The organism is Bordetella genomosp. 5 (assembly GCF_002261315.1).
Taxonomy (GTDB): Bacteria; Pseudomonadota; Gammaproteobacteria; order Burkholderiales; family Burkholderiaceae_B; genus Bordetella.
In genome coordinates this window covers 279,143-297,786 of record NZ_NEVP01000004.1, presented here as the reverse complement: position 1 = coordinate 297,786, position 18,644 = coordinate 279,143, and the positions used below count along the sequence as shown (strand labels likewise).

The 18,644-nt window shown below is 65.1% G+C and carries 16 protein-coding genes and 2 pseudogenes; 9 read left to right on the top strand and 9 right to left on the bottom strand.

The genetic code is table 11. From position 1 onward, the window contains the following. Window positions 1-54 precede the first annotated feature (54 nt). The gene (locus tag CAL25_RS06880; RefSeq protein ID WP_094799202.1) at window positions 55-972 is read right to left on the bottom strand and encodes a LysR family transcriptional regulator; all 918 of its coding nucleotides are present in this window, start codon (window positions 970-972) and stop codon (window positions 55-57) included. A 417-nt stretch (window positions 973-1,389) separates the two neighbouring features. Here CAL25_RS06880 and msuE point away from each other — a divergent pair, with 417 nt between their 5' ends. The 3 genes from msuE to CAL25_RS06865 all read left to right on the top strand — a co-directional run bounded on the left by msuE (window position 1,390) and on the right by CAL25_RS06865 (window position 4,260). Next, window positions 1,390-1,971, top strand: a complete 582-nt coding sequence (gene msuE / locus CAL25_RS06875; RefSeq protein ID WP_094799201.1) for an FMN reductase — start codon at window positions 1,390-1,392, stop codon at window positions 1,969-1,971. Between the two features lie 246 nt (window positions 1,972-2,217). Then, on the top strand, window positions 2,218-3,201 hold the full coding sequence (locus CAL25_RS06870; protein WP_094799200.1) for a DUF1852 domain-containing protein: 984 nt from the start codon (window positions 2,218-2,220) through the stop codon (window positions 3,199-3,201). A 30-nt stretch (window positions 3,202-3,231) separates the two neighbouring features. Continuing rightward, window positions 3,232-4,260, top strand: coding sequence for a methionine synthase (locus tag CAL25_RS06865; protein ID WP_094799199.1), 1,029 nt, complete (start codon window positions 3,232-3,234; stop codon window positions 4,258-4,260). Between the two features lie 274 nt (window positions 4,261-4,534). On the opposite strand, the pseudogene CAL25_RS24360 reads toward CAL25_RS06865, so the two are convergent. The 8 genes and pseudogenes from CAL25_RS24360 to CAL25_RS06820 all read right to left on the bottom strand — a co-directional run. Further along, window positions 4,535-4,732, bottom strand: a pseudogene (locus tag CAL25_RS24360) (HipA N-terminal domain-containing protein); the annotation flags it as partial. A 1-nt stretch (window position 4,733) separates the two neighbouring features. Then, window positions 4,734-4,919, bottom strand: a pseudogene (locus CAL25_RS24580) (helix-turn-helix domain-containing protein); the annotation flags it as partial. Between the two features lie 49 nt (window positions 4,920-4,968). After that, complete coding sequence (locus tag CAL25_RS06845) at window positions 4,969-5,889, bottom strand: nucleotidyl transferase AbiEii/AbiGii toxin family protein (protein WP_094799197.1); 921 nt, start codon at window positions 5,887-5,889, stop codon at window positions 4,969-4,971. Continuing rightward, entirely contained in the window at window positions 5,886-6,623 is a 738-nt protein-coding gene (locus CAL25_RS06840) for a type IV toxin-antitoxin system AbiEi family antitoxin domain-containing protein (protein ID WP_094799196.1), read from the bottom strand. The genes CAL25_RS06845 and CAL25_RS06840 overlap by 4 nt, the downstream gene beginning before the upstream one ends. Before the next feature lie 285 nt (window positions 6,624-6,908). After that, window positions 6,909-8,501: a glutamine-hydrolyzing GMP synthase gene (gene guaA / locus CAL25_RS06835; protein ID WP_094799195.1), complete on the bottom strand. Its 1,593-nt coding sequence runs from the start codon at window positions 8,499-8,501 to the stop codon at window positions 6,909-6,911. 95 nt (window positions 8,502-8,596) lie between these two features. Beyond that, window positions 8,597-10,057, bottom strand: a complete 1,461-nt coding sequence (gene guaB / locus CAL25_RS06830) for an IMP dehydrogenase (RefSeq protein ID WP_094799194.1) — start codon at window positions 10,055-10,057, stop codon at window positions 8,597-8,599. Window positions 10,058-10,283: 226 nt separating this feature from the next. Further along, a complete protein-coding gene (locus CAL25_RS06825; RefSeq protein WP_094799193.1) occupies window positions 10,284-11,315 on the bottom strand; it encodes an MBL fold metallo-hydrolase in 1,032 nt (343 codons plus the stop codon). A gap of 126 nt (window positions 11,316-11,441) precedes the next feature. Next, complete coding sequence (locus CAL25_RS06820) at window positions 11,442-12,011, bottom strand: TetR/AcrR family transcriptional regulator (protein WP_094799192.1); 570 nt, start codon at window positions 12,009-12,011, stop codon at window positions 11,442-11,444. A gap of 289 nt (window positions 12,012-12,300) precedes the next feature. On the opposite strand from CAL25_RS06820, the gene CAL25_RS06815 reads away from it, so the two are divergent. The 6 genes from CAL25_RS06815 to CAL25_RS06790 are packed head-to-tail and all read left to right on the top strand — an operon-like array spanning window position 12,301 to window position 18,622. Continuing rightward, a complete protein-coding gene (locus tag CAL25_RS06815; RefSeq protein ID WP_094799191.1) occupies window positions 12,301-13,281 on the top strand; it encodes a LysR family transcriptional regulator in 981 nt (326 codons plus the stop codon). Beyond that, on the top strand, window positions 13,278-14,729 hold the full coding sequence (locus tag CAL25_RS06810; protein ID WP_094799190.1) for a flavin-containing monooxygenase: 1,452 nt from the start codon (window positions 13,278-13,280) through the stop codon (window positions 14,727-14,729). The genes CAL25_RS06815 and CAL25_RS06810 overlap by 4 nt, the downstream gene beginning before the upstream one ends. Further along, entirely contained in the window at window positions 14,726-15,700 is a 975-nt protein-coding gene (locus tag CAL25_RS06805; protein ID WP_094799189.1) for an ABC transporter permease, read from the top strand. The genes CAL25_RS06810 and CAL25_RS06805 overlap by 4 nt, the downstream gene beginning before the upstream one ends. Further along, window positions 15,697-16,620, top strand: a complete 924-nt coding sequence (locus tag CAL25_RS06800) for an ABC transporter permease (protein WP_094799188.1) — start codon at window positions 15,697-15,699, stop codon at window positions 16,618-16,620. Before CAL25_RS06805 ends, CAL25_RS06800 begins: the two co-directional genes overlap by 4 nt. Continuing rightward, on the top strand, window positions 16,617-17,627 hold the full coding sequence (locus tag CAL25_RS06795) for an ABC transporter ATP-binding protein (protein ID WP_094799187.1): 1,011 nt from the start codon (window positions 16,617-16,619) through the stop codon (window positions 17,625-17,627). Before CAL25_RS06800 ends, CAL25_RS06795 begins: the two co-directional genes overlap by 4 nt. Continuing rightward, complete coding sequence (locus CAL25_RS06790; protein WP_094799186.1) at window positions 17,624-18,622, top strand: ABC transporter ATP-binding protein; 999 nt, start codon at window positions 17,624-17,626, stop codon at window positions 18,620-18,622. The genes CAL25_RS06795 and CAL25_RS06790 overlap by 4 nt, the downstream gene beginning before the upstream one ends. Window positions 18,623-18,644 lie beyond the last annotated feature (22 nt).

Genomic DNA, 18,644 nt, shown 5'->3' with positions numbered 1-18,644 from the left:
CATCGTAAAAAAACAAACGACCGAGGCCCGCGATCCGGGCTCAACATTGCGAAATCAAGCAAGTGTTTTGGGCGCCACGCTCGCGACGGCCTCGGAGTGGCGCGCCAGCTCGATGAACGCGCGCACATAATCGATCGCCGTCTCCGCCTCGCGCGCCCCCAGAAAAATCTGCTTGGCAATGCCGCGCTGGCCCAGCCGCACCGGCACCACGTCCATGCGGACCGCGTATTCCTCGACCAGCCAGCGCGGGAGCGCCGCCACGCCGCGTCCGCTCGCGACCATCTGCAGCATGATGTCGGTGGTTTCAATGGCCTTGTGGCGCTTGGGCGTGACACCGGCCGGAAGCAGAAACTGGTTATAGATATCCAGGCGCTCGATATCCACGGGGTAGCTGATCAGCACTTCCTGGTTCAGCTGCTGCGGCTTCACATACGCCACCGAGGCCAGCGGATGCCCCTTGGGCACGACCAGAACCTGTTCGTAATCGAACACCGGCTCGAACTTCAATCCCGGCTTGAAGAGCGGATCGGGCGTGACCAGCAGGTCGATCTCATACCCGAACAGCGCGCCGATCCCGCCGAACTGAAACTTCTGTTTGACGTCCACGTCCACATCCGGCCAGGCGGCCAGATATGGCGACACCACCTTGAGCAGCCACTGGTAGCAAGGGTGGCATTCCATCCCGATGCGCAGCGCGCCGCGCTCGCCCTGCGCGAACTGGCCCAGACGCTCCTCGGCCAGGTCCAGCTGCGGCAGCACGCGATTCGCCACCGCCAGCAAGTATTGGCCCGCCTGCGTCAGCCGCAGGCTGCGGCCCTCGCGCAGCCAGACGTCGGTGCCCAACTGCTGCTCCAGCTTCTTCATGCTGTGGCTCAGGGCTGATTGGGTGAGGTTCAACACGCCGGCAGCCGCCGTCAGCGACCCCTGCTTTTCGACCTGCTGGACGATGCTGAGATGGATGCGCTCAAGCATTCAGATGATTTCCGCTCATGGATTCGTGAAATAAAACCATTTTACTTCATCGGTACCGTTCTCTAGTATCTGTCCCTATTGTTCGTTCGCAGGTGTCCCTGGCGCCGCTGCTGTCAGAGGCAAAAAGTTGCACCGCGCCAGTCGGCGGCTCGTGCCAACGGGCCGGGCAGGCCCCGCCTGCCGCCCTTCGCCCGGGCCCGCACGACACGCACGTCGAAGCTCGGGTGAGGCTCCGCCGCCCCCAGCGGCCAGCGCCGGAGCTCGATGGCTTGCCCCCGAGTCGGCTGTCAGCCCTGCTCAGCAGCGGATCGCCACCGATGCGAACGAACCCCGACCCAGTCGTCGAAGCCCCGCCGCCACGCTTGTGCACGCGGCAAGGCCTCGGCAACGTGCAAATCAATACCGGTGAAGTCCAACATGACCCGTCCACTCCGTCTCGTCGCCGTTTCCGGCGGACTGCAACGCCCCTCGAAATCCGCCGCCCTGGCGGAGCACCTGATGGAGCTGATCGCGGATGTCGTCCCGTGCGAGCAACGCCTGGTCGAACTCGGCCAGCTCGCGCCGCAACTCGCCGGCGCGGTCTGGCGCTCGCAGCTGCCCGAATCGGTGGAGCGCGAGCTCGCCGCGGTGGAGCAGGCCGACATCCTGGTCGTGACGACGCCGGTCTATCGCGGCTCCTATACCGGGCTCTTCAAGCATTTCTTCGACTTCCTCCACCAGGACGCGCTGGTCGACACGCCCATCCTGCTCGCCGCCACCGGCGGCAGCGAGCGTCACGCCCTGATGATCGATCACCAGCTGCGGCCTCTGTTCAGCTTCTTTCAGGCGCGCACGCTGCCGTTGGGCGTCTACGCCACCGACAAGGACTTCGTCGACTACCGCCTGCAGGACGCCGCGCTGATCGAGCGCGCCCGCCTGGCCGTCGAGCGCGCCTTGCCCTTGATCGAACTGACCTACGCGCTGCGGGCAGCCCACGCAGAGGAAGCGATCGCAGCCTGAGGCAGAAATTCGACCGCGGAGGGTCGCGAGCGTCCCGATGCATGGTTGCCCTGCACTGCCTTATGAATACGCCGAGCGGCGCGCCTGTCTCGAGGCCTGACCCGATTGAAGGCTACGGGCCGGATGGCACTGAAGTCCGCTCTGCCCGGCCTTATGAATACCCAGCGTCTCGCGACGCAAACAGATAAAACGAACCGGCGCCCACCCGCCACCCATCTTTACCTCATCACCAGCGCACCCAAGACCATGAGCAACGACTTCACCTTCGACATCAAGCGCCTTCGCTTCGATGAAAACTATCGCCCGTCGGACAACACGCGCATCACGACCAACTTCGCCAATCTGGCGCGGGGGGACAGCCGCGAACAGAATCTGCGCAACACGTTGAAGATGATCGACAGCCGCTTCAACAACCTGGCGCACTGGGACAACCCGACCGGCGACCGTTACGCCGTCGAGCTCGACATCATCACCGTCGAGATGACGATCAACGCAGAAGCCGGCAGCAACGTCTTTCCGCTGATCGAGATCCTGCAGACGAACATCGTCGACCGGAAAACCAATCAGCGCATCGAGGGTATCGTCGGGAACAACTTCTCGTCGTACGTGCGCGACTACGACTTCAGCGTGGTGCTGCCGGAATTCAACAACGACAAGCCCACGTTCAGCACGCCGGAGAACTTCGGCGATCTGCATGGCAAGCTCTTCAAGCACTTCCTGAATTCGAGCGCTTACAAGGCGCACTTCGCCAAGCCCCCGGTGATCTGCATCAGTGCGTCGAGCAGCAAGACCTATCACCGCACCGAGAATCACCACCCGATCCTGGGCGTCGAATACCAGCAGAACGAGCTCTCCTCGACGGACCAATACTTCGAGAAGATGGGCCTGGAAGTGCGCTACTTCATGCCGCCCGGCAGCGCCGCCCCCTTCGCCTTTTATTTCCAGGGCGACCTGCTCGGCCAATACACGAATCTGGAACTGATCAGCCTGATCGCCACGATGGAAACGTTCCAGAAGATCTACCGCCCCGAGATCTACAACGCCAACTCCGCGGCCGGCCGACTCTACCGCCCGAGCCTGAAGAATCAGGACTACTCGCTCACGCAGATCGTCTACGACCGCGAAGAACGCAGCCAGCTCGCCGTGAAACAAGGGAAGTTCACGGAAGAGCATTTCATCAAGCCCTACAAGAACAAGCTCGACAGCTGGGCTGCCAGCGTCTCTCACTAATTACTCAAGCCACACTCGAGATCATTCACAATGAAAAAACTATTGCCCACGTCGACCGCCGGTAGCCTGCCCAAGCCCTCCTGGCTGGCCCAGCCCGAGAAACTCTGGTCGCCCTGGAAGCTGCAAGACGAAGAACTCGTCGAAGGCAAACAAGATGCGCTGCGCCTGGCCCTGCAAGAACAACAACACGCCGGCATCGATATCGTCAGCGACGGCGAACAGACCCGCCAGCACTTCGTCACCACGTTCATCGAACACCTGAGCGGCGTCGATTTCGAAAAGCGCGAAACCGTGCGCATCCGTGATCGCTACGACGCGAGCGTCCCGACCGTCGTCAGCGCCGTCAGCCGCCAGAAGCCCGTGTTCGTCGAAGACGCGAAGTTCCTGCGTCAACAGACCAAGCAGCCCATCAAATGGGCGCTGCCTGGCCCCATGACGATGATCGACACGCTGTACGACGCGCACTACAAGAGCCGCGAAAAGCTGGCCTGGGAATTCGCCAAGATCCTGAACCAGGAAGCCCGCGAACTCGAAGCCGCCGGCGTCGACATCATCCAGTTCGACGAGCCCGCCTTCAACGTCTTCTTCGACGAAGTCAACGACTGGGGCATCGCCACCCTCGAGCGCGCCATCGAAGGCCTCAAGTGCGAAACCGCCGTGCACATCTGCTACGGCTACGGCATCAAGGCCAACACCGACTGGAAAAAGACGCTGGGCTCCGAATGGCGCCAGTACGAGGAATCCTTCCCCAAGCTCCAGCAATCCAGCATCGACATCGTCTCGCTCGAATGCCACAACTCGCATGTGCCGATCGACCTGATCGAACTCATCCGCGGCAAGAAGGTGATGGTCGGCGCCATCGACGTGGCCACCGACAAAATCGAAACCCCCGAAGAAGTCGCCGCCACCCTGCGCAAGGCGCTCAAGTTCGTCGACGCCGACAAGCTCTACCCCTGCACCAACTGCGGCATGGCCCCCCTCTCGCGCCGCGTCGCGAACGGCAAGCTCAACGCGCTGGCGGCCGGTGCGGAGATCGTGCGCAAGGAAATCGCGGGTTGATTTCGGTGTAAAGCCGTAAGGCTGATGCAAAAAACAAAAGGCGCCTCGGCGCCTTTTGTTTTGCTTGTTTACGCGGGCATCTCACCGAGATTCTTGGCCGCTTGCTCGAGCCCACCCAGAATCGAGTCGACGACAAACGGCGAGATGTCTTGCGGCAGGTCTGCCTGCACCTCCGCGATGGCGGCGGGGGTTCGGGCGAGGATATCTTCGATGATGGGTTCCGCGGTCGAGCCATAGCCCACCGTCTTTGCCGTGCTGTTGAAGTGCCTGCGGTTGCGACCGCCGCTCCCTTAACTGGAAGATTCTGAAGATTAAATGGCAACGACAAAGACAGCGGCCGTCCCACATCCGCTTGAAACCATCCCGAGTCGTACTGCAGCTCCATCTCGCCACGCGCGGGAATCGTCCAGCGCCCGACGCGAACCCCATTGGTCCAGAGAGACAGACTGCGGCTGTGCGATCGACGTCCCACGTCACCAGTCCGTGGCGGAGTCGGCGCGCGCCACGGCGGCGCGATTGCCGATGACGACTTCCAGACCCAACGCGCCACACCAGGCGAGCAGCTGCTCCACGCTCAACTCGTGTGCGTTGAGCTCCAGATGAGAGATGCGCGATTGGCTAAGACCGACGCGACTGGCCAACTCGGATTGAGTCCAGCCTTTAGCCTTGCGCGGGTTTTCGGGTCATGCGCCTATCACCAAACGGCGATCAGGGGGATGCGGACATCCGAGTTGCGAGCATGTCGGCCTGGACGGCAAATTTCTTCGCATCCATCTTCTGCAACTGCGCAAGGTGATGGACCTTCCAACGGATGCCCGGCAGCTGCTCGAGGTGTGCGATGCCTAGCAGCGACCATTCCGGCGCGCCGGCGACCAGCGACAGCAGGAAGCGTCGCTCGTTGTCATCGAGACCCTGCTGGATCTCGCCCACCATGCGTTCTCGTGCGGCAAGTAGCGCGCCAAGGGGTACCGGCTCCGCCGTCATGCCTTGGAAGTTATGCGTGTAGTCGTGCCGGATGTCCCGGAGGGGCGGGAACAGCACCTCATGGATCGGCCGGTTGCTGCTGCACAGGTAGACCACGAAGGCGCGCCGGATGGCAGACGTAATTCCCTCGTGCGCAAAAAGTTGCATCACGTCGAACAAGTCCCGCGGATGCTGCCGATCCAGCGCCGCCACCAGCTTGCCACCGTACATATCTTCCAGCGACACCACGGGGATCTCAAGATCGGCCATCAGCAGGTCGCGAGCGGTCGGCGTGAGTGGAGCACGACGCACCGGTTGCACGGTGCCTCGCATCACGAAGTTGACTTCGATCTTGACCTGTATCGAGCCGCGGCGCACTAGCAACTTGGTCTCGCCCGATGCCGCCGCCGGAGCATGCGTTTGGAATCCTCGCTTTTTCAGGCGCTCGGCAGCCTCTCTAATAGCGGTGTTGATGCGGCCCAGCGCCGTGTCGCGGGAGAGCGTGTGATCGGGGAAAACCAGATCGAGGTCCACCGACAAGCGCGGCATGTCGCGCACGAACAGGTTGATTGCCGTACCGCCCTTCAATGCGAAGGTGTCGTCCACGAACACCAGCGGAGCGAGTTGCGTCAGCAGGCGCGCGGTGTCGAGATAAAGCGGGTTCATGCCTTGAGCACCAACAGGCCGTCAGGCGATCTGGACACCCACGGCCGGTCGCTGCCCGTTGGCAGCTTGTCCGGGTCGAGCTTTTCTGCCCAAGGCAATGCGCCCTCTCGGCCGAGCTGCAGGCACAGCCGTACTGTCTTGACGCTGGTACAGCGTTGCAGCAGTTCGCGCAAAACGTCAGCACGAAGGCCGTAGGCGTTCTCCACGAGTTCGCGGGCCTCTTGCAGGGGCTGACGCACACCGACCTCGCTCAAAAGCTCCAGCAGGGCGCGCTCCGGCGTGGAGACTTGCGGCGCCCCGCTGCGCTTCTCGAACAGGCTGACCTGCAGTAATGCATCTGGCGTCTCGTCGAACAGGCGCTTGCGATGGTACTCGGCCGGAAAGCGTTGGGTAAACCACTCCGGCAGGCGGGCTGCAGTCCAGCCGTACAGCTGCAGCACGGGCTGCTGCGAAACGTACTGGCGCACGCCATACCAGTCGAGCGCCGACTTGCCACCGACATGCAAGCCTTCAAACCTGCGCTCCAACAGCGACAGGCAAGGAGCCAGAGCCAGGGCATCGCTTGGGCGGGCGTAGACGCCGCGCGCCAAACGAGTGAGCCATCCTGCCCTGACGTAATGAACGGCCAGGTCTGCCGAAATGCCCAGCGACGCCAAGTCCTCTGAAACCAGGGGCGCACCCGGCACCAATCGGGTGTAAAGGGCTTTTAGTTTGGTGGTTTCAGTCGTAGCCATACTACGATTTCTACAACCTTTTCAAAGACACGTCAATTTAGTATTATTTTTATAATCGTAGCCATACTACGACAATAGTAATTTATCTAAATTCCGGCGCGGCCTTCTGATTCTTTGTAAAGGCCCGGCGGGCGGCGCATTTCTTAAGGCGGACCTCTCCGGATCGCCCGGCCCTCATGCTGCCTCAACGGCAACGACAAGTCGGGAGCGCACGTTCACCCAACCACCACCAAAAACAAAAGGCGCCGAAGCGCCTTTTGTTTTACCCAACTACCTCAAGCGAGATCACTCCCACTCAATCGTCGCCGGCGGCTTGCTCGAGACGTCGTACACGACCCGGTTGATCCCGCGCACTTCGTTGATGATGCGCGAAGACACACGCGCCAGCAGCGGGTGCGGCAGCGGGGCCCAATCGGCCGTCATGAAGTCGAAGGTTTGCACGGCGCGCAGGGCCACGACGTATTCGTAGGTGCGGCCGTCGCCCATCACCCCCACGGACTTGACCGGCAGGAAGACGGCGAAGGCTTGGGAGGTGAGCTCGTACCAGCTCAGGCCCGAGGCGCTGTCCTTGGTGTTGCGCAGCTCTTCGATGAAGATCGCGTCGGCGCGGCGCAGGAGCTCGGCGTATTCGTGCTTCACTTCGCCGAGGATGCGCACGCCCAGGCCGGGGCCGGGGAACGGGTGGCGGTAGACCATCTGCGGCGGCAGGCCGAGGGCGACGCCGAGTTCGCGGACTTCGTCCTTGAACAGTTCGCGCAGCGGCTCGAGCAGGCTCAGGTTGAGCGTGTCGGGCAGGCCGCCCACGTTGTGGTGCGACTTGATCGAGGTGGCCTTGCCGGTCTTGGCGCCGGCCGATTCGATCACGTCGGGGTAGATCGTGCCCTGGGCCAGCCACTTGGCGGTCTTGAGCTTGCCGGCTTGTTCCTGGAAGACTTCGACGAACTCGCGGCCGATGATCTTGCGCTTGGCCTCGGGGTCCGACTGGCCCGCGAGCTTGCCCATGAACTGGTCGGTGGCATCGACGTGAATGATCTTCACGCCCATGTTTTCGGCGAAGGTCTCCATGACCTGCACGCCTTCGTTCAGGCGCAGCAGGCCGTGGTCGACGAACACGCAGGTGAGCTTGTCGCCGATGGCGCGGTGGATCAGCGCGGCTGCAACCGAGCTATCGACGCCGCCGGAAAGGCCCAGGATGACTTCATCGTCGCCCACCTGCTCGCGGATGCGCGCCACGGCTTCGGAGATGTAGTCGGGCATGTTCCAGTCGCCCTCGCAGCCGCAGATCTCGCGCACGAAGCGCGACAGCATGGCCTTGCCCTGCACGGTGTGCGTGACTTCGGGGTGGAACTGCACGGCGTAGAAGCCGCGGGCTTCGTCGGCCATGCCGGCGATTGGGCAGGACGGCGTGGAGGCCATCAGCACAAAGCCGGGCGGCAGTTCGGTGACCTTGTCGCCGTGGCTCATCCAGACCTTGAGCATGCCGTGGCTTTCTTCGGTGGTGAAGTCCGACAGGCCGTTGAGCAGCTTGGTGTGGCCGTGGGCGCGCACTTCGGCGTAGCCGAATTCGCGGTGGTCGGAGAAGCTCACGACGCCGCCGAGCTGCTGCGCCATGGCTTGCATGCCGTAGCAGATGCCCAGCACCGGCAGGCCCAGTTCGAATACGGCGTGCGGCACGCGCATCGAGCCTTCTTCGTAGGCCGAGGCGTGGCTGCCCGACAAGATGATGCCCTTCAGGCCCTGAGCGGCTTGCTCACGGATGAAGGCGTCGTCGACGTCGCCCGCATGGATTTCGGAATAGACGCCAGCCTCGCGCACACGGCGTGCGATCAGTTGCGTGACTTGCGAACCGTAGTCGAGGATGAGGATGCGTTGGTGCATAGTGACTCTGCCGGTTGGAAATAAAAGCGCACCGGCCAGAACCTTGCGGGCTCTGCCGGTGCGCGATGCATTGCTGGTATGACGTGATCGGAGGATCAGTCGGCGCGATAGTTCGGCGCCTCCTTGGTGATCTGCACATCATGGACGTGGGACTCGCGCACGCCCGCCGAAGTGATCTCGACGAATTGCGTTTTGGTGCGCATGTCGTCGATCGTGGCGCAGCCGCAGTAACCCATCGAGGCGCGGATGCCGCCCACCAGCTGATAGATGATGGCGAGGACGCTGCCCTTGTAGGGCACGCGGCCTTCGATGCCTTCGGGCACCAGCTTGTCGGCGTTGTTGGCGGGATCCTGGAAGTAGCGGTCGGCCGAACCATCGGCCATCGCGCCCAGGCTGCCCATGCCGCGATACGACTTGTACGAACGGCCCTGGAACAGCACGACTTCGCCCGGCGCCTCTTCGGTGCCGGCGAACATGCCGCCCATCATGCAGGCGAAGGCGCCGGCCGACAGGGCCTTGGCGACGTCGCCCGAGTAGCGGATACCGCCGTCGGCGATCAGAGGCACGCCCGTGCCTTCGAGGGCCTGGGCCACGTCGGAGATGGCGGTGACCTGCGGCACGCCCACGCCAGCCACGATACGGGTGGTGCAGATCGAGCCCGGGCCGATACCGACCTTGACGCCGTCGGCGCCCGCTTCGACCAGCGCCAGCGCGGCGGCGGCGGTGGCGATGTTGCCGCCGATCACTTCGACCTTGGGGTAGTTTTGCTTGACCCAGCGCACGCGCTCGATCACGCCGGCCGAGTGGCCGTGCGCGGTGTCGACGATGATGACGTCGACGCCGGCGGCCACCAGCTTCTCGACACGCTCTTCGGTGCCGGCGCCCACGCCGACCGCCGCGCCCACGCGCAGCTGGCCGAAGGCATCCTTGCAGGCGAAGGGGTGTTCGGTGTTCTTGACGATGTCCTTGACCGTGGCCAGGCCGCGCAGCTCGAATGCGTCGTTGACGATGAGCACGCGCTCCAGGCGATGCTTGTGCATCAGGGTCTGGGCTTCTTCGAGGGTGGCGCCCTCGCGCATCGTGACCAGGCGGTCCTTCGGCGTCATGACGTTGGTCAGCGGGACGTCGAGGCGGTCTTCGAAGCGCAGGTCGCGGTTGGTGACGATGCCGACCAGCTTGCCATTCTCGACAACGGGCAGGCCCGAAATGCCGTGCTGGCGCTGCAGGGCGATCGCGTCGCGCACCTTCATGTCCGGCGTGACGGTGACCGGGTCGATCACGATGCCGAATTCATGACGCTTGACGCGGGCCACTTCACGGGCCTGCTCATCAGCGGACAGATTTTTGTGGATGATGCCGATACCACCCTCTTGCGCCATGGCGATGGCCAGACGCGACTCCGTCACGGTGTCCATGGCAGCGGACACGAGCGGGATGTTCAGGGTGATATTGCGGGTGAGGCGGGTGGTCAGCGAGGTGTCGCGCGGCAACACCTCGGAGTACGCAGGCACCAACAACACGTCGTCGAAGGTGAGCGCTTTTTGGACGAGACGCATGGGGAACTCCGGGCGCAAAGCAAGATTATACGCCGTGCGTGTGTTTTTACTAGGTGTTGACCCTAGGTTTTTGGCAGGAAAGCGGAGAGGAAGTGGCACGCGCGGCACATCCCCCGGCGTATCCCCGGCCGCGCCTGAACCGACCCCGATTCATCGGCCGACGCCCGGAATACGGGTCGGGCGCCCGGCGGCACACGCCTGCCGCCGCCCCGCTGCTCCCCCAGCATCACCGAGCGGCCTCGCGCCACCAGGCGCGGCCCGGGTGTGGCGCGCGCAGATCCAGGCGCTCGCCCATCTGAGGCGTCGCCAGCGGGATGCCGGCCTGCGACGCGAGCACAGCCACGCGCTCGAACGGTTCGTCCCAGGTATGCATGGCCAGGTCGAAGGTGCCGTTATGGATCGGCATGAGCCAGCGCCCCTGCAGGTCTCGATGTGCCTGCACGGTTTCCTCGGGCTGCATGTGGACGTAGGCCCACTGCGCGTTGTACGCGCCGGTCTCCAGAAACGTGACATCGAATGGCCCATAACGCTCGCCGATCTCGCGAAAGCCGGCGTGATAGCCCGTGTCGCCGCTGAAGAAGAGACGCAGGCCCTGGTCGAGCACGGCCCACGAGGCCCACAACGTGCGATTGCCGTCGCGCAGGCCACGGCCCGAGAAGTGCTGCGCGGGGGTGGCGGCAAAGCGTACGCCGTCGATCTCCGCTTCCTGCCACCAGTCGAACTGACGGACGCGCTCGGATGCCACGCCCCACGCGATCAGCCGGTCGCCCACCCCCAACGGCGTGAGGAATACCTGGGCGCGCTCGGCCAGATACTGGATGGTGGCGTGATCGAGGTGGTCGTAGTGGTCATGCGACAACAGCACACCCCGTAGCGGCGGCAGGTCCTCGAGCGCGATGGGCGGCGCATGGAATCGCTTGGGACCCGCCCATTGCACGGGCGAGGCGCGTTCGGAGAACACCGGGTCGGTCAGCCACCAGCCGTTGGCCAGCTTGATGAGCAAGGTCGAATGGCCCAGGCGGTACAGGCTGTGCAGCGGCGCCGCGGCGAGCGCTTCGGCGCTGAGCGCCTGCACGGGCACCGCACCGGCCGGACGGGTGCCTGCGGGCTTATGCAGCAACACGTCCCAGATGATGCGCAGTGTCTTGCCGAGCGAATCGTTGGGCTTGGGCACGGGATTGGCGAAGCCGGTTCCGACGGATTGCGGCGACGTCGGATAGGCGGCAATGGGCGTACGAGTCAGCAGGCAGGACGTCATGATCAGGGCTCCAGCGATAAGAAGGATGAGTGAGTAACGCGCGCGGCGGGACATGAGTTCAAGGTAAGGTCAAAGCTATAAATGAGTGATTGATCGATCATTAATCAGCTAAAAAATGTGGCCGCGTCATCGCTGGATACCGCGCCAGAACAGATCGAACGCGGCCTGACCGAACTCGTCGCGCCGGGCGGGTTGGGCGGCAATGGCGTCCAGCGTGGTCTCGAACAGGCCGATGAAGACGTGTTCCATATAGAAGCTCAAGCGGTCGGGCGCCACGTAGGCTTGCAGGCTGGCTTGCAGGCGCGACAGCACATCGGCAAACAGCGCCGAACATTGGTCCCGGGTGCAGGAAGCGATGCGCTGCGACACCTTGAGCTGCTTGAGCGCCTTGCGCTCCAGCGGCTGGGCCGCGCCCCACGCGATCAGCGTGTTCCAGATGTGGAGCAACTGGCTCCGGGCGTCGCCATCGGCCGGATAGCCCTCGGCAATGGTCTGAGAAAGCCGCGTCTCGAGCTTCACGAACAGCGCATTGAGCAGCGCGTCCTTGTTGTCGAAATAAATAAACAGCGTACCTTCGGCAACTTTGGCGGCGCGCGCGATCTGGGCGGTGGAAGCACCGACGCCCTGCTCCGCCACGAGGCGGGCGGCGGCATCGAGGATTGCTTCGCGCTTGAGATCGCTTAACGGGCGGGCCATGGCGATGAATGAGTGAGTAGTTTGTCATTTATAGCCGATTACGCGCGAAGGGTGCAAGCATTGCGTCCATGCGCGAAAGGTGGGCGTTGGGCGTCGGGGCATTGGGCGTCGGAGCTCGGGCGTCGGCATCGGCATCGGGTCCGCCCGACTGCCACCGTAGAGGCGCCCCCATCACCCGCCCACCCTCGCCGCTGTGAGCTGCTCATAGGGTATTTGCTTATGCGCTTTAATTATTTGTGAGGCGCATACTGCATCGGCAAGAATTCATTCTGAGCATTAAAAGTATCAGATGGAATTACGCCAACTCGAGGCCTTCGCGGCCGTCATGTCCACCGGTAGCGTGACCGCCGCCGGGCGACTTCTCGGACGGTCACAACCCGCGATCACCCGGCTCATTCAGGAGCTGGAGGCGGAGCTTGGCTATGCGTTGTTCGCCCGCAGCGGCCCGCGCGTCATGCCCAGCGAACAGGGTTTCCTGCTCTACGAAGATGTCGAGCAAACCCTGGCCAACCTCAAGCAACTTCAGCGCCGCGCGCAGGAAATCGGCGCGGGCACCCCTCGTGCCCTGCAGCTGGCCGCCACGCCGGCACTGGCCGCGGGTTTGTTGCCGCAGGCGCTCGCGCAGGCCGAGGCCAGGTTTGGCGTGCGTCCGACGCACGTGCGCAGCGCATCGCCCGAGCGCGTGATGCAGGCCGTGCTCAACGGCTCGGCACAGCTGGGCGTGACCAGCCTGCCCCTCGAGCACCGCGGCCTGACCGTGCACTGGATCGGCGAATCGCGTTGCGTGCTGGCCGTGCCGCAAGAGGATCCGCTGGCCGCGTTGCCGGTGGTGCCGCTCGCCCGGCTGGCGGGCCGCCGCGTGATCACGATGGCCAACCCGTATCGCTTGCGTCATCGTCTGGACCAGGCCTTGCAGGCCGCGGACGTGAGCAGCGAAGCCTTGATCGAGACCAACGCCTCTGTCAATGCGCTGACCGCCGTGCGCCATGGTCTGGGCGTGGCCATTCTCGAGCCCGTGTCCGCCTACGGCACGCCGCTCGCGGGCGTGGCGATCCGTCCTATCGATACCTCCATTCCCTTTTTCTTCGGGGTCATCACGCCGCAGGCCTGCCAGCTCGGCGCCGACATGCCCGTGCTGGCGCAGGCGCTCGCGGACAGCGCGCGCGCACTGCTGCCCGACCTGGTGATGCACGAGGCAGGCGCGCACGCGAGCCTGCTCAACCAGATCCATGGCGATGACCTCTTACCGTTGGAATCCGCAGCATCATGACTGACCTCACGCCGCCCGCCGGCCTGCCCGCGCTCGAAGCGCGGCTGCGCCAGGATCTCGCCTGGCTCGAATTGCCCGCAAAACCCTGGGTGCCCGCGCGCACGCACGACGGCCAGGACGTGCTCGAAGTGGCCGTGATCGGCGGCGGCATGGCGGGCCTCGCGGCCGCGGCCTCGCTCAAGCATCTCGGCATTCGCGCCGTCATCTTCGATCGCGCGCCCGCGGGCTTCGAGGGTCCATGGGCCACGACCGCGCGCATGGAGACCCTGCGTTCGCCCAAGCAGCTCACCGGCCCCGCGCTCGGCCTGCCCGCGTTGACGTTCCGCGCCTGGTTCGAGGCGCAGTTCGGCGCCGCCGAGTGGGAAGCGCTGGACAAGATTCCGCGGCTGCAATGGATGGACTATCTGCGCTGGTACCGCCAGGTGCTGGCCATCGATGTGCGCAACGATCACAGCGTGCGCGCAGTGCGTCCGCGTGCCGGCGGGCTGGTGCAGCTCGATCTGGATACGCCCGCCGGCGCGCAGACGGTGCTCGCGCGCCGCGTCGTGCTGGCCACGGGCCGCGACGGACTCGGCGGCGCCTACGTGCCCCCGATGGCCGACGCGCTGCCGCGCGATCGCTGGGCGCACTCCTCCGACGCGTACGATTACGGCACCTTGGCCGGCAAGCGCGTGGGCGTGGTGGGCGCGGGTGCGTCGGCCATGGATAGCGCCGCCACCGCGCTCGAGGCGGGCGCGGCCAGCGTCGATCTGCTGATCCGCCGCGCGGACATCCCCCGCATCAACAAGGGAAAAGGCGCTGGCAACCCGGGCCTCACGCACGGCCACCTGACGCTGCCCGACGCGTGGAAATGGAAGATCCGCCACTACATCAACGTGCAGCAGGTGCCGCCGCCCCGTGGCAGCACGCTGCGTGTATCGCGCCATCCGAACGCCCGCTTCAATCTCGGTGCGGCCGTGCTGGATGCACGCATGGACGGCGACGAGATCAAGGTCACCACGCCCAAGGGCGTGTTCCGGCTGGACTTTCTGATCTTCTCGACCGGCTTTCGCATCGACTGGAAGGCGCGTCCCGAGTTCGCCCCCTTTGCCGAAGCGACCCGCATCTGGGGCGACCGCTACGTGCCGGCCGCGGGCGACGAAGACCAGGAGCTGCACGATTCGCCCGACCTGGGCCCGGCCTTCGAATTTCAGGAACGCACGCCGGGCACCTGTCCGGGGCTCACGCGCGTGCATTGCTTCAGCTACCCGGCCGCGCTGACGCACGGCACGGTGTCGGGTGATATCCCCGCCGTGAGCGAAGGCGCGCGGCGACTCGCCCAGGGCATCGCCGCCCTGCTCTACCAGGAAGACGCCGACGTGCACTTCGCCAACATGCAGGCCTTCGGCGAACCCGAAGTCTTCGGCGACGAGTGGGTGCCGGCTCCGCCCCCCGAGGAGCGCGCATGACACTCTGGCTCTTGCGCCGTCTGGCCCAGGCCGTCGTCGTCGTGCTGCTCATGACGGTGATCGTCTTCGCCGGGCTCCATGCGATCGGCAACCCGGTCGACATCCTGATCGGTCAGGATGTCGATCAGGTCGACCGCGCCCGCATCATCGCCGAGCTCGGCCTGGACCAGCCGCTCTGGCGCCAGTACATCGGCTTTCTGAATGGCGCGTTGCACGGCAACCTCGGCAACAGCTTCGTCTACAACATCCCGGCCGTGGAGCTGATCCTGCAGCGCCTGCCCGCGACGCTCGAACTGGCCGTGGCCGCGCTGATGCTGGCCGTGCTGATCGGCCTGCCGCTCGGCCTGTTTGCCGGGCTCTATCCGGAGAACCCGGTGTCGCGCATCATCATGACCGGCAGCATCGTGGGCTTTTCCTTGCCCACGTTCTGGGTCGGCCTGATGCTCATCATGGCGTTCTCGGTGTCGCTGGGCTGGCTGCCGGCCAGCGGCCGCGGCGAAACGGTCGAGTGGCTGGGCGCGAAGTGGTCGTTCCTCACGCTCGACGGCTGGCGCCACATGCTGCTGCCCGCCATCAACCTGTCGCTCTTCAAGATCTCGCTCGTGATCCGCCTGACGCGCGCCGGCGTGCGCGAGGTGCTGCCGCTCGACTATGTGAAGTTTGCGCGCGCCAAGGGGCTCTCGCCCGTGCGCGTGATCGGCGTGCACGTGCTGCGCAACACGCTGATTCCGCTCGTCACGGTGCTGGGTCTGGAGCTCGGCTCCACCATCGCGTTTGCGGTCGTGACCGAGAGCATCTTCGCCTGGCCCGGTGCCGGCAAGCTGATCCTCGACAGTATCAATGCCCTCGATCGCCCGGTCATCGTGTCGTACCTGGTCGTGGTGGTGTGCCTGTTCGTCACGCTCAATCTGATCGTCGACATTCTTTATAAAGTGCTGGACCCGCGGGTACGGCTGGAGGGCACGGCATGAGCGGCTCCGCAACGACGCCGGCGACCGCGCCGGCCGCGCTCAAGCGCGAATCTCCCTGGCGCCGCAATGTGGCCGAGTTCATGAGCTCGCGCACGGCGGTGTTCGGCCTGATCGTGGCGGTGCTGCTGATCCTGGCGGCGCTGCTCGCGCCCTGGATCACGCCGCAGAACCCCTACGACCTGAACCAGCTCGACGTGCTCGACGCGCGCCTGCCGCCCGGCACCGAGAATGGCCTGGCCACGTTCAAATACTGGCTCGGCACCGACGGTCAGGGCCGCGATCTGTACTCCAGCATCCTGTATGGTCTGCGCATCAGCCTGATGGTGGGCGTGGGCTCGGCCGTGATCGCCGGCCTCGTGGGCACGCTGCTGGGCCTGATCGCCGCGTACGCCGGCGGCCGGGTCGACGCGCTCATCATGCGCGTGGTCGACCTGATCCTGTCGTTCCCGTCGATCCTCGTGGCGATGATGATCCTCGCCTATCTGGGCAAGGGCGTGGGCAATGTGGTGCTGACACTGGTGTTGCTCGAATGGGCCTACTACGCCCGCACGGCGCGCGGCCAGGCGCTGGTGGAGCGTCGCCGCGAGTACGTGGAAGCCGCCCGCTGTCTCGACATCCCGAACTGGCGCATCGTGTTGCGCCACATCCTGCCCAACTGCCTGCCGCCGCTGATCGTGATCGGCACGCTGCAGATCGCCCGCGCCATCACGCTCGAAGCCACGCTGAGCTTCCTGGGCCTGGGCGTGCCGGTGACCGAACCGTCGCTCGGCCTGCTGATCTCCAACGGCTACCAGACGATGCTGTCGGGCCAGTACTGGATCAGCTTCTACCCGGGCATCGCCCTGCTCGTCACGCTCGTCGCCATCAATCTGGTCGGCGACCGCCTGCGCGACGTGCTCAATCCGAGGACCCACAAATGAGCGCCGGTCAGCATTCCCCGGCGGTCACGCTGGAGGTGCGCAATCTGCGCACGTATTTCCACACCCGCGCCGGCGTGCTGCCGGCCGTCGACGACGTGTCGTTCACGCTCGAGCGCGGCAAGATCCTGGGTCTGGTCGGTGAGTCCGGCTCGGGTAAGTCCGTGACCGGTTTCTCGATCATGGGCTTGGTGGACGCGCCGGGCCGCATCGAGGCCGGCAGCAGCATCCTGTTCCAGGGCCGCGATCTCACCACGCTGCCGCCGCGCGAGCTGCGCAAGCTGCAGGGCAACCGCATCGCGATGATCTTCCAGGATCCGATGATGACGCTGAACCCGGTGTTGCGCATCGATGCCCAGATGATCGAGGCGGTGCGCGCGCACGAGCGCGTGAGCCGCGCCGAGGCACGCGAGCGCGCCCGCGACACGCTGGGCATGATGGGCATTCCGAGTCCGGAAGAGCGGCTGCTGGCGTACCCGCATCAGCTCTCGGGCGGCATGCGCCAGCGGGTCGCGATCGCGATTGCCATGCTGCATCGCCCCGACCTCATCATCGCCGACGAGCCGACCACGGCGCTGGACGTCACCATCCAGGCGCAGATCCTGTCGGAAGTGCAGAAGCTCGCGCGCCAGCACGGCACCAGCCTGATCTGGATCACCCATGATCTGTCGGTGGTGGCAGGCCTCGCCGACGAAGTGGCCGTGATGTATGCCGGCCGCATCGTCGAGTATGGCGCTGTCGACCCGGTGCTCGACGCCCCGCTGCATCCTTACACCACGGGCCTGATCGGCAGCCTGCCCAGCAACAACCAGCGCGGCCAGCGGCTGCGCCAGATTCCAGGCATGACGCCCAACCTTCTGACCCTGCCCGCCGGCTGTGCCTTCAAGTCGCGCTGCGACCGCGCCACGGCTGCCTGTGACGCCCGACCCGCGCTTACCGAGCCCCTGCCGCAACGCCTGGTGCGTTGCTTCCATCCGGCCGTGACGCCGGTGGTGGAGGTGTCGGCATGAGCACGCCCCTGATCGAACTCAAGCAGGTCAGCAAGCGTTTCGGCGAACGGCCGGTCGGCCACGTCGAGCGCCTGCTGTCGCGCGCCGGTCTTGCCAAGCCGCCCGCCGTGACGCGCGCGGTCGATGGCGTCGATCTGATCGTGCGCCCCGGCGAGGTGGTCGGCCTGGTCGGCGAATCCGGCTGCGGCAAGTCCACGCTCGGACGCATCGCCGCCGGCCTGCTCTCGCCTACCGAGGGCCAGGTGCTGGTCAACGGCCAGACGGCCGCCGAGATGAGCCCCGAGGCCGCGCACCGCGCGCGCCTCAAGGTGCAGATGATCTTCCAGGATCCGTACGCCAGCCTCAATCCGCGTCTGCGCGTGGACGAGATCGTGGGCGAGGCGGCCCGTATCCATGGCCTCGTGGGCCGCGCCGGCTTCGACGACTACGTGAGCGAGCAGATGCAGCGCGCGGGGCTCGACCCCGCGCTGCGCCAGCGCTATCCGCATCAGTTCAGCGGCGGCCAGCGCCAGCGTATCGGCATCGCCCGCGCGCTCGCGGTGCAGCCCGACATGCTGGTGTGCGACGAGGCCGTGGCCGCGCTCGACGTGTCGATCCAGGCCCAGATCCTGAATCTGTTCATGGATCTGCGCGAGGAGCTCAACCTCACCTATCTCTTCATCAGCCACGACCTGGGCGTGGTCGAGCATGTGTCGGACCGCGTGGTCATCATGTACCTGGGCCGGGTGGTCGAGTCCGCGCCGGTCGACGAGGTGTTCCGCCACGCCAACCATCCCTACACGCAGGCGCTGCTGGCCGAGATTCCGCGCATGGACGCGCGCCACAAGACGTTTACCGCGATCAAGGGCGAGATCCCGAGTCCGCTTGCCCCGCCGTCGGGATGCCATTTCCATCCGCGATGTCCGCACGCGATGCCGCGCTGCAAGACCGAGGTGCCGCAGCTCAAGGGAATCGCGATCAACCACCTGAGCGCCTGTCACCTCAACGATCAGTAAGAACCCCGTGACGCGGCATTGC